This is a genomic window from Oligella sp. HMSC05A10 (assembly GCF_001808335.1).
GTDB lineage: Bacteria > Pseudomonadota > Gammaproteobacteria > Burkholderiales > Burkholderiaceae_B > Oligella > Oligella urethralis.
In genome coordinates this window covers 1-11,640 of sequence record NZ_KV792875.1, presented here as the reverse complement: position 1 = coordinate 11,640, position 11,640 = coordinate 1, and the positions used below count along the sequence as shown (strand labels likewise).

Sequence of the window (11,640 nt, the reverse complement as noted above, 5' to 3'; positions counted from 1 at the left end):
AGTAAATTTGTATTGGTGAAGTTTTGAGCAGGTAATAATTAAATTAAATCGTCAATACTTTTGACACCTGGGATGTTCGCCCATGACGGTAGCCTTTTGTGGGGTGGTACTTCATCAGTATCTTCCGATACTTCAGCCTCGACAGATTTAGAAGTAGTTGCAGGGGGTTCACTAGGGATCTCTGTGATGGCTTGAGCGATAGTTTCTTTTTGAGATTTTGTGTTGTTTTGAGCGGTTACTTTATTGCTGTTGAAATGTTTACTACAAAAACTTTGAATTTTGTTCTTGTGGTATTTACGGATTAATCAACATTTATTAGACAAACCAGTGGAGCAGTTAGTTAACGATAATGCGTTGGTTGCATTGGCTTTATTAGTTGCAGAAAGCTTAGCTGAGCAAAAAGAACTCATGATCCGTTTAGTAGAGCATTTTATTTTGTTAAAAAAAGATGTAAAAAATTGATTGACTGTAGCAATCCCATTAAGTCTAATATCTTGTCGGCATTATTTCTTAAAAAATTTAAAGAGCTAGCAGTTAAAAGGGTGTATGTTATTAGGCCAGTACTGGAATTTGAGGCATGTGGTTTTGATGTGACCAGTGGTTTACTTGATGTTTTTGTGCAGCCATTAAAATTAAATGATCGGACAACTAGTGTGACATAGGGGGGGTAGTATTGATTGGATAATATTAGGCCTAAACCATTAAACAGTTTGTTAAGTATATTATTTGATAGTTTTATATTGGCGGCTGTCTATTTTCAGTATCTCCCTCAATAAGATTTAGTCTTTATCTCTAGCATTTTATGACTGGAGGTCATGTCAGTATACAGAGCATCATAGTCTGAATGCTATTTGTAAAAGGTGTGTGGTAGTACCTGCTGTAAACGGCAGGTGGACCGACTTCTATCTAAGTGCGAAACATTCAGGTTTAAAAAATATAAGTTGTTCTGCTCGCTAATTAAGCTCTATAGAAAATTCTACTTCGAATTACTTGATGCTTGCGTGTGAGGTTATTTTTCCGCTCAGGCGGCATTTTGTCAGATGCTAAATTTAATAAAGCGGGCATGCTCTATTAGTACAGCTGGTCTCTATAGCAAATAATTATTACAAAAGTATTGCATTTTCTTTTTAAAACATTTATTATTGCAACTCGTTATCATTATCACTATCATTGTGATGCGTATTCCATATTAAGGAAGTTCAGATGTTACGCTTTTTTAAATCGCTGGGTTTGGTTGTTTTAGTTACGGTATTGCAGGCGTGTGCGTCACAATTGCAAATAGAACAAAGTCGTATCTATGATGCGCATACTAAACGACAAATCACAGCAGCAGAGCTAGTACAGCAACTCAGTAATCATCAGTTTATTTTGTTAGGTGAGAAGCATACTGAGTCCAAACACCATCAGGCGCACCTATTTCTTTTGGAGCAATTAGTTGAGCTCCAGTCACCGGTTAAGACAGTGGTTGTTGAGATGTTGCCCACAGCTGAGCAAAACGCAATTACAGCTGGGCAGCAGAGGGTGCGTCAATCATCTTCTATTTCGTCAACTGAGTTAGCTAATTTATTGAGATGGTCGCCAGAGTGGGATTGGGCCATGTATCAACATGTAATGACTTTTTTGGCAAATAGTGCATTAGATATTAAAGGTGGCAATTTAAGTCAGGCTGAAATTCATATTATTAAGCAGGGCGCAGAACCACTACAAGGGCAAGTTTCAACGACGGAAGACATACAACAAAAGTTGGCCTCATTGATTGCGCAACATCACGCAATGTCACCAGAAGTTCTAAAGGCTTTAGTGCAAGTACAGCAATTTAAAGATCGTCGTATGGCAGAAACGATGGTTAAGAGTGAGGGTTCTGTGGTGCTGAAGGCCGGTAATATACATGTGCGTAAAGATATTGGTGTACCCATGCATTTACAAGAGTATGGCGAACAAGATTTTGTTGTGGTCATCATTGCTGACTCATTGGATGCGGAAGATTTAGATCATAGCGATTATGTTTGGGTAATAAACTAATATGCGTTGTGTAGTTCTTATAGCATTGATGATGTCTATGGGTGCTTCTGTGTTTTCCTATGTAAAAGCAGAAACAGACCCTTATGCTTGGTTAGCCGATATGAGTCAATATGGCTCAACTATTCAAAATATTTTGGTAGAAGAAAACCAAAAAGTCGACACCTTTTTGGAAAATACTCAGCAAGTGAGGGAAGAGTTATCTCAAGAGTTTATGGCGCGTCGCAATGTGCAGCGACCATTTATGCAGGAGTGGCAAATTGGCAAAACAAGCTATAGACAGTTCTATAAAGGCCGTCAACTGGTTTTGGAGCGTTTGGACGCGACAGGTAAATGGGAAACATTGTTAAGCCCTGAGGTAGGGGGCGGCTACTACCACGTATTATCTCCAGTCATAAGTCCTAATCAACAACAACTTCTCTTGTTAGAAGATAGGGTAGGTGGCGAGCAATACGGTCTTACTTTATGGGATGTGACAACTAAGACAAAACAGGTGCAAATAGATGATGTGGCAAGTGTTGTTGCATGGCGTACCGACAACCAGGGTTTTTACTATGCACAGAGCCGCAATCATTTGTCGGGTAGTGAGTTGTATTTTTATGATACCGCTAAACAACAGCCGCATCTTATTTACCAGAGCTCTAAAGAAATTTTGTTTTCTACAAGTACATCAGGTCAATATTTAATTGCTGACGAATTAAGTCACAATTCGCGGAAAACAATGCTGTGGGATTTGTCAATAAGTAATCCGCAGCTACAACATATTGATTTTGCTGAACCACAGGAGTTTTTTGTGGACCATGCAGAGGATGGTTTCTATGCAAGAGTTTTAAGCTCTGAAGGAGCGCATTTGTATTTCACTCAAGCATTAGATGTGCCTTGGGAGGATATTACACCATCTCAATTAGACGACTTTGAGACTTTTGTGGTTTTAAAAGACTGGGTGGTTGTTCGAACTCGACGGGCTGGGGTTGCAAGTCTAAAGTATTGGCATAAAAAAGATGCGCAGCATATAAAAACTATCCAGTTTGCTGAGCAGAATTATATGGTGTGGGTAGAAAGAGGTAGTGCTGAGGATGTGATAAATCTTGGGTATACATCAATAACTACACCTAAAACCTTGTTGAAATATAACTTGCTGACACAAAAATGGCTTGATTTAGATGTGGTTAAGGATGGTCATTACCAGATCTTATATCGGCATATCCAAGTTAGAGATGGCACAAAAGTGCCGGTAACGATTGTGTTGCCCAAAAAGCCAATTCAAGCTTTATTGTTTACTGTCTATGGGGCGTATGGGCATAGTCTGTCTGCTACGTATGGTACCACGGTGCGCAGTATGTTAGATCGAGGGTTTGCTTATATTCTTGTGCATGTTCGCGGTGGCGGGGAGCTTGGGCATCAATGGCATGAGTCTGGACGAGCACTACAAAAACAAAATAGCATTAATGATTTTGTTGATGTTGCTTTTGAGTTAAAAAAACAATATCAACTATTTGATAGTAGCTTTGCCATAGCAGAGAGTGCAGGGGCATTAGTTGTTGCAGCTAGTGTGAATGCACAACCTGATTTGTTTAAAGGCGTTGTTTTACAAGTTCCGTTTTTGGATGTGGTAGAAAGCGTTTTTGAGCAAAGTACTGAAGATAGTGATGAGTGGATTACTGAGCGTAATAAACAAAACAAAGACTATGTTACCAAGTATAGTCCTTATCAACAGTTAAAAGAGGCTCAATACCCGGCAATGCTATTAATCGCCGCAATGCATGATCAAAGAACGCCTTATTGGCATGCGCTGAAGTTTTTATTCAAAGCACGAGATATGCAAAAAGCCAGTGCTCCGTTATTGCTATTTACTGAAATTGAGGGTGGGCATGCAGCTGGTCCTATGGGGCGTGTTAATAGAAATTTATTGAGTTATCAGTTTATTTTAAGTTTACAAGAAAATAAAGAGTGGTCTTTTGGAAAGTAGGGAAAAGATGGATTTGAAGCTAAATAAAATCTTGTCCAGTTTGTTAATGATGGTTTTTTTTTCAACGCCGGCTTTAGCACAAGAAAGCATAGATTTTGATGAATTAGAAATTACGGGTGAAAAAGTTACTCAACAGCGTAAAGGCTTTTATACGGCTGGAGCGGTAAGTTCCGTCGGTGAGAATAAGCGTTTAGAGAACTTGGATAGTGTGGTTCGTGCTTTGCCAGGGACTTATACAAATATAGATCCAACTCAAGGTACAGTAAATATTAATATCCGCGGAGTGAGTGGATTTGGTCGAGTTAATACGATGATTGATGGTGTGCCACAAACATTTTATGGTACTTCATCGAACTCATCAAATCGTTATCATAGTGAAGAGGGTGATGGTTACGGACCTAGTAGTCAGTTTGGTGCTATGGTTGACCAAAGTTTTCTGGTTGGTGTGGATATTAATAGGGGCTATGCGAGTGGTTCACATGGAGTGAACGCTTTGGCTGGATCAGCCAATTTAAGAACCATTGGTGTTGATGATGTAGTGCAAGAAGGAAATCATTTTGGACTTTTATCTAAATCATCTATTGGCTCTAATGGCTTGGGCCGTAGTGGAATGGTAACTCTTGGTGGTAAGTATTATTTTAATGACAATGGTAGTGTAGGTGCAATCTTTGGCTATAGTGGTAGCCATATTACGTCCAATTACAAAGATGGGGATGGAAACTCATTTAATAAAAATGACTTTGCTAAGCGTCTCGAACAGTCGCCACGGTCATGGTTAAGCAAGTTTGAATTTAAACCTAATGAATATAATAGCCTGATACTGTCTGGTTCAGAGTACAGAAATGATGTTGGTGGACGTGATACACAGCGTCAATCATATAGCTTAGGTTATCAACTCAACCCAAATTCACCGTGGATAGATTTAAAAGTGCTAGCTGCCTATACACGTAATAGGCAAGACTTTCATGATGATGCTACTGTATGGTTGCTGGAGAAAGCAAAGACAAGCAATACCTCTACTTACTTAGATGTTAATAATACCTCGCAATTTAATTGGTATAGCAATGAAGTTGCTTTTACTTATGGAGCGAGTTATTTAAGTAATAAGTATGAGCGTAAAGCTATCGCCGTTAATCACGATAACTTTGAATATACGCCATTCTCTCCAAGTGGCAAGCAAGAGCTCAAAAGCGCTTATCTAACCACTGACTTAAAGAGAGGCATCTTTAATTTAAACACAAATCTTACTTATACGCATGGTACGGTTAAGGGATTTAAGCCTGCCTGCAGTAGCGAGTTAAGTGCGATTACATGTTTTCCTTCGTATGCCGCTAATATGAAGCTGAAAAGTAAAGCATTAAATTTCTCGACTATGTTGGCTATGGATGTAAATGATTGGTTTAAGCCGTTTGTCAGTTACTCTCAAAACACACGTGTACCTAATACACAAGAAGTCTTTTTTAATAATGAAGGCTCTGGTTCTATGAATCCATTTCTTAAGCCAGAGAAATCAAAAGTAGTTCAGATAGGTTTTAATACGACTAAAGAGCATGTTTTTAGGGACAATGATTTTTTAGGCATGAAATTAGTGGGTTATACCTCACGAATTAATAATTATATTCATAGCCAATCATTTTATTTATTAAATAATGGTGACTTAACTTCAGGCATCACGGATGGCAATATTGGTGATATCAATCCAGGATTCCATGCTCAAATTTATAACAACTTCCCTCATCCAGTAAAACAAAGAGGGATTGAATTTGACCTTAACTATGATGCTAGTCAATTTTTTACGACCTTATCATATAGTTATCAAAAGTCATCCTTTCCAGTAGATGCAACGTCTAAGACTGGCGTTGGTTTTGGTACTGTCGCGGTAACCGAGCTTCCTCGCCACGTGGGGAGTTTGACAGTTGGTGGTAGATTCTTAGATGAGGACTTAACTCTTGGTGCAATCTTAAAGTACACCGGTAAGAGTAAACGTATGTTACCAGCTGCCTCAGACATTGATGAGCAGGATGTGCTAGAAGAGATTCCTCATATTCCCATGCTAGTTGATGTTTTTGCAAACTATAGAGTAAATAAGCATATTCTTATCAAAGCATCCATCCAAAATCTAACTAATAGAAATTACGTTGATGCATTAAATGCTTTGAACTCTACAGCATCACAAGCAGGAGAGGGTTATACCTATCGCTATACAAATACAGCAAGAGGTCGCACTTATCAATTAGGCGCAGAAATTCGTTTCTGATTAGCAAAGTGCATTGAATGTAAAGTGAAAAAAATGCGTACTAATCCTCACCATCATTATTGTTGTTAGTGCTAGGTTTAGTTTGTTATTCATATTTAGGATTATTAAGTAGGAGAAGTTTATTTGTATCTTAATACAAACTCAATAAGTGGAAGCGCTTATCAATTAAGCGCAAACATTCGTTTTTTCAATTACAACTTCTATTAAATACTAGGAGAAAAAATGCGTAAAAAAACCTTAGCACTTGTATTGCTATCTACGCTAGGCATAGTTGGATGCTCGTCTTCAGGATCATCATTTAATCAAGCAGACTCAGCAGCAACACCAAACAACCCAGGCTCAGCAACTCAAGAGGAGTCACCTAAGGCAGATTCACCTAAGGCAGATTCACCTAAGGCAGATTCACCTAAGGCAGACTCACCTAAGGCAGACTCACCTGAGACGGAGTCACCTAAGGCAGACTCACCTGAAATGGATTCACCTGAAATGGATTCACCTGATGCAGGGCATCCTAAAGAAGACCCAACTAACGAGGAGCCTGTTGATAATACAGCAGAGAAGTTAGCTTGGCGTAAGGTAAACTATGTTCCCTCTCATAAAGGTGGGGATATGTTTGACCCAATTATTCCAACTGATTCAGCCGATTCGACTGTAGTCGCTACTTATATGAATGGTCCACATCAGTTTAAAGCGAGTGCAGATGCTAACGCTGCGAGCTTATTAAAAGAGTATGAAGCGGCGGGTAATGTCCTTATAAATAGCAACGTGGTGGATCCTACTAAGGTGAATACAGTCACATTGACAGATGACAATGGCGCAGTACTTGGTAAGTATCAATTTGTTAACCAAGAATATTCTAGCTATGGTCTCTTTATGCCAGAAAACCATTTTAGTTATGGAAATCCTGATTATAGGGTAGAAGCTTTATCTTTCTATGTAGCGAATCCAACTACGGTAGATCAGTTTAATGCACAAACAGGTAAGGCTCAATATCAAGGAAAGGTTTTAGGTTATCTGGATGGACCTAACGGAGAGACTCCAAAGAAAGAAGCAGTTGCTAATATCCATCTTGATGTTGATTTTGCAGAGCGCTTAATTAGCGGTGTCGTTAAAGGTGAAGAACGCTTTGATAATTTCCTATCATCGAACTGGCGGTATAAAGATGATGATGGGAACATAACACCACGAGGAAAAGAGCTTAATAAGGTCGATTTAATTCTTAAACCTACAAAAATTCGTGAACTAGGTAATGGATATGTCGGATTTGGTGGACTGCCAAAACGTCAAAGTGAGTATGGCTGGTCTGTGGCTGATCTAGAGCAGGTTGTTGTTCATGATGGTGTTAAGGAAGTTACCGTGGCTAATGGTCAATTTGGTGGTTTTTTTGCCGGGCCAAATGCTGAAGAAGTTGTCGGTCAGATTGGTGGTGGTGATGAGCGCCTAAGCTTTGGTGCTACTCGTCAATAAATCTTATTTATAGGGAGAAAAGGGGTGGTAGCTGTCTGGGTTGCTGCCCCATTTTAAATGATGTTTTTTAAACAATTATTAACAATAATCGCTTTACTTTCTTTGCCCGCTATTGGCTTAGCGCAGGTTGAAACTCCTATGGCAGTAATAGAGGCTCAGCATGACATGACGCCAATTGGAATGTATTATGCGGCAGATAAGGTGGTTAAGGTAGTGATATGGATATTGCTGTTATGTTCGGTAATTACTTGGACGATTTGTCTGCATAAAGCCATTCATATAGCGATCGTAAAGAAAAAAGTACGTGGCATCTATAGACAATGGTCTGATCTTAGTACTTTGAGTCAAGTCCAACAACAAAAGAATACGTCACTACTAGCAAAAACTATTTTGCAGGAGTTGCGTCAAGAAGTTACTTTGTCTTCCAAAAAAGAGTTAACGGAGTCATTGTCAATGCTTGCGCAAGACCATGATTTAAATAATCGCGTGGAGTATCGCTTGCATAGAGTGGGCCAACAGCAGTTACAAAAGGTGCGTGTAGGGGTAGGAGCATTAGCAACTATAGGCGCAGTGGCGCCATTTATTGGTCTCTTTGGTACTGTCTGGGGGATTATGAATAGCTTTATTGGAATTACTCAATCCAAAACGACTAGTTTATTGGTTGTTGCGCCAGGTATTGCAGAGGCATTATTTGCTACCGCTTTAGGTCTAGTAGCAGCTATTCCTGCTGTTATTATGTATAACTTTTTCCAACGAAAACTCAATGTTTTTCAAGTAGAAGTTTCTCATTTACTAGGTAGTGCATTTTTATTATTTAAACGTGAGAGAACGTTATTATTACAGGAGTAAAAATTGCATTTATCTAATAACTTTTCGCCAGAGGCAGAGATGGGCGAGATGAGTGAAATTAATGTTACGCCATTCATTGATGTAATGTTAGTTTTATTGATAATTTTTATGGTGGTAGTACCTATTGCTACAGCGACTATACCTCTAAACTTACCTACTGTGAATGATGAAGTTAAATCAACACCAGAGGAGCCGATAGTCTTATCGCTTAATGAGCACAATGAACTCTATTTAGGAAGTACAGCAGTGCAACTGAGTGAGTTAGAGCAAGTGTTGGATTATCGAACTCAAGCCAATAAAGAAGCTGTTGTTTTTTTAAGAGTAGATAAAACAGTACCTTACGAACAAGTTATGTTGGTAATGAATGCTTTAAGAGATGCCGCTTATTTAAAAATTGGCTTAGTTGGTAAAACAGGGGCAAATTAGATGCAAAATCAAAAGAATAAAGTATGGCAGTTTTGTACTTGGTATAGTTCTTTTGTGCTAATGGCAGCCTTGCATATTGGCTTGTTGATGTACTTTTCCGCTAAATCTGTACCAGCATCAGAGATGGATTTGTCATCTGCTGTGATGCTAGAGTTCTCTGAGAACATTGAGTCAATTATGACCTTGCATGATTTACCTGTTGGACCACCTCAGGTTGCCTCGGTAGCAAGTCAAGCGAGTGCTGAAAGTCAACAGGATGACAGTAGTGCAGTGGAGGAAATTTTAGAAATTGAACCACCGCCCACTCCTCAGAAGGCAGAGATAGAGGTTGCACAAAAGAAGAAAAAAAAGCCCAAGCCCAAACCACAACCTAAGCCCGCAATTAAGCAACAAACCGTAGCAAAAAAAGTTTCTCCTAGTCAGCAGCAAGAGCAGAATCCATCAGAGTCACAAATTAACTCAGCTGCCGTGGCACAAAGTACGGCAGCATCTGAAGGTAGCTCTAATCGAATAGCGGCACCATATGACAGTCGTAGTCAAGCAAAGGGGAGTGATGCTAATTGGAAGGCGAGGGTTTTAGGTTATCTTGCACGTAATCAAGGCTATCCCAGTAGCGCATTAGTCAATAATCAAGAGGGTATAGTGAAAGTAAAAATCATTATTAATGCCCAAGGCTATGTGCAATCCGTAACGGTACAGAAAAGTAGTGGCCATGCAATTTTAGATCAGCATGCGGTTAATATGATTCAGCGTAAATCCCCTTTACCTGCTCCACCAATCGATATTTTGGGAGGTAAGTCCATGCTAACGCTGAATATACCGCTGAATTTTAATATTAAAAATTATAGAAAATCTAAGTCGTGAATATGAAAATTAAATTTGCATTGGTTTTGCTTTTGGGCAGCCTAGCTCATGGTGCGTTGGCAGAAGAAACTATCTCATTATCTCCTAATACAATATTTGAGCCTGATTTTCAAACTGAACTGCAAACGAATGATAAGTTTCAAAAGCCTAATTTTAATAATCAGCCATCGCAGCAACAAAATATTAATGTGTCATTGTCTTTAGATGAATTGTTAAAGCAACCTGAGTTGATGAAAAGACTGTTGGGTGAAGCTTTGCAGCGTAATGACAGTAAAATAGTAGCGCTTGTCTTACCCGTATATCAGAACTATTTAAAAACGCTTCATACAATAAGTGAAGCAGAGAGTTCCCTAAATGATTGGGCAAGCGCTGTTGTTGCCCAATCTCAGGGAAATTATTCACAAGCTGTGAAGCTATACCGTGCTCTTAACGCCAAGTATCCTGAGCATCAGATTATCCGATTGCAGATGGCAATAAGCTTATTTAATAACTATGAGAATGAGGCGGCACAGGATCAGTTTGAGAGAATTAAAGCAGATAATGAGAATAAAAATGTTACAGCATTAATTGATCGATATTTGGAAGCTATTCGCCATAGGTCAGACTGGTCATTTCAACTTGGAGCATCGTATTTTAAGGATAATAATGTAAATAATGCGCCAAAAGCAGGGACATATATAGGAAGATTTAAAGCCTATGAGCCGGAAAAAGCATCTGGGATATTTTATCGCCTAACAACAAGTAAACAATGGATATTAGCTAAACAGTATTATGCATTACTGGAGGCAGATGCTACAGGTAAGTATTTTTTTGATAATAAAAAATATAACGAGTTATCTGCTGAATTAGGCTTAAGTCTAGGATATCGTGATGGAACCTACGATATACGATTTGGGCCATATATGAAGAAAAATTGGTATGCAGGAGGTAATCGCAATTCACATGCTCTACGATCTTTTTCTGAGGAGTGGGGCGCGCAAGCACAAGCTTCAGCATGGTTAAGCCCAAAATGGAGGGTGTCATCTTATTTATCTTTAGGTCATGAGAAATACCAGCGTAACCAATATCTTACAGGAAACAATTTAACATCCTCGCTTAGTTTGTCCTATGTGCCCTCAAGCACACAGTTTTGGACCTTGGGTTTTGATGCTTATCGACGTAATGCAGAAGAAAAGGGCAGTGCGTATGATTTAGCGAATGTACGTTTAGGTTGGAATCAAGATTATAATTGGGGTGTATCAACGTATTTGCAACTAAGCTATGCTAAGCGAAAGTATAAAGATAAGCATTTTTTCTTTAATATCAAGCAAAAAAATGATGAGTATGGAGCCCTCTTGTCTGTATGGCATAGAGATATCCATTGGAAAGGCTTTACGCCTAGAGTTAGTGTAGCTTATCAACATGTTAAAAGTAATAACTTATTTTATCAGTATGATAAAGCGAGAGTGTTTTTAGATTTCAGAAAGCGTTTTTAGCTTAGCATAAGCATTTGCTTATCATTTCGACAAAACGGTACGGCAAACGTATAATTGGGCTATTGTTTATTACAGACGTCAAGTGTATGCAAGCCCTTTGGGTAGCCCTCTTTCAAAACCATAGCCATCAAGGTATTGTTTCCTATAAAGGAAAATAACTAATACGTCTGCGATATACTGACAGCCAAATCATAGCGATACATTAAAGAGGCTGAATCGGGGGTGCTTTAACTACAGCGATGTTGGTAGGATAACCATTGTCGACTGCTGCTAAAAATGGGGTGAGACCTTTGCAATAACCCCTCAAACTTCCT

General features: G+C 39.0%; 10 protein-coding genes. All 10 read left to right on the top strand.

Going from position 1 to position 11,640, the window contains the following annotated elements; translation table 11 throughout:
* Window positions 1–327: 327 nt before the first annotated feature.
* The 10 genes from HMPREF3144_RS11945 to HMPREF3144_RS03675 all read left to right on the top strand — a co-directional run bounded on the left by HMPREF3144_RS11945 (window position 328) and on the right by HMPREF3144_RS03675 (window position 11,326).
* Window positions 328–462 (top strand): hypothetical protein, encoded by a 135-nt coding sequence (locus HMPREF3144_RS11945; RefSeq protein WP_256388360.1) that lies wholly within the window; start codon window positions 328–330, stop codon window positions 460–462.
* A gap of 741 nt (window positions 463–1,203) precedes the next feature.
* Window positions 1,204–2,022, top strand: coding sequence for a ChaN family lipoprotein (locus HMPREF3144_RS03710; protein ID WP_036560781.1), 819 nt, complete (start codon window positions 1,204–1,206; stop codon window positions 2,020–2,022).
* Between the two features lies 1 nt (window position 2,023).
* The gene (locus HMPREF3144_RS03705) at window positions 2,024–3,988 is read left to right on the top strand and encodes a prolyl oligopeptidase family serine peptidase (RefSeq protein WP_081941595.1); all 1,965 of its coding nucleotides are present in this window, start codon (window positions 2,024–2,026) and stop codon (window positions 3,986–3,988) included.
* Window positions 3,978–6,245 (top strand): TonB-dependent receptor domain-containing protein, encoded by a 2,268-nt coding sequence (locus tag HMPREF3144_RS03700; RefSeq protein ID WP_141742716.1) that lies wholly within the window; start codon window positions 3,978–3,980, stop codon window positions 6,243–6,245. Before HMPREF3144_RS03705 ends, HMPREF3144_RS03700 begins: the two co-directional genes overlap by 11 nt.
* Before the next feature lie 271 nt (window positions 6,246–6,516).
* Window positions 6,517–6,810 (top strand): pentapeptide repeat-containing protein, encoded by a 294-nt coding sequence (locus HMPREF3144_RS11995; RefSeq protein ID WP_141742715.1) that lies wholly within the window; start codon window positions 6,517–6,519, stop codon window positions 6,808–6,810.
* On the top strand, window positions 6,732–7,712 hold the full coding sequence (locus HMPREF3144_RS03695) for a transferrin-binding protein-like solute binding protein (protein WP_168163050.1): 981 nt from the start codon (window positions 6,732–6,734) through the stop codon (window positions 7,710–7,712). The genes HMPREF3144_RS11995 and HMPREF3144_RS03695 overlap by 79 nt, the downstream gene beginning before the upstream one ends.
* A 57-nt stretch (window positions 7,713–7,769) precedes the next feature.
* The gene (exbB, locus tag HMPREF3144_RS03690) at window positions 7,770–8,561 is read left to right on the top strand and encodes a tonB-system energizer ExbB (protein WP_070476468.1); all 792 of its coding nucleotides are present in this window, start codon (window positions 7,770–7,772) and stop codon (window positions 8,559–8,561) included.
* Between the two features lie 3 nt (window positions 8,562–8,564).
* On the top strand, window positions 8,565–8,987 hold the full coding sequence (locus HMPREF3144_RS03685) for a biopolymer transporter ExbD (RefSeq protein ID WP_210394291.1): 423 nt from the start codon (window positions 8,565–8,567) through the stop codon (window positions 8,985–8,987).
* A complete protein-coding gene (locus HMPREF3144_RS03680) occupies window positions 8,988–9,851 on the top strand; it encodes an energy transducer TonB (RefSeq protein ID WP_070476466.1) in 864 nt (287 codons plus the stop codon).
* 2 nt (window positions 9,852–9,853) lie between these two features.
* Window positions 9,854–11,326 (top strand): porin family protein, encoded by a 1,473-nt coding sequence (locus HMPREF3144_RS03675; RefSeq protein ID WP_070476464.1) that lies wholly within the window; start codon window positions 9,854–9,856, stop codon window positions 11,324–11,326.
* Window positions 11,327–11,640: the final 314 nt, after the last annotated feature.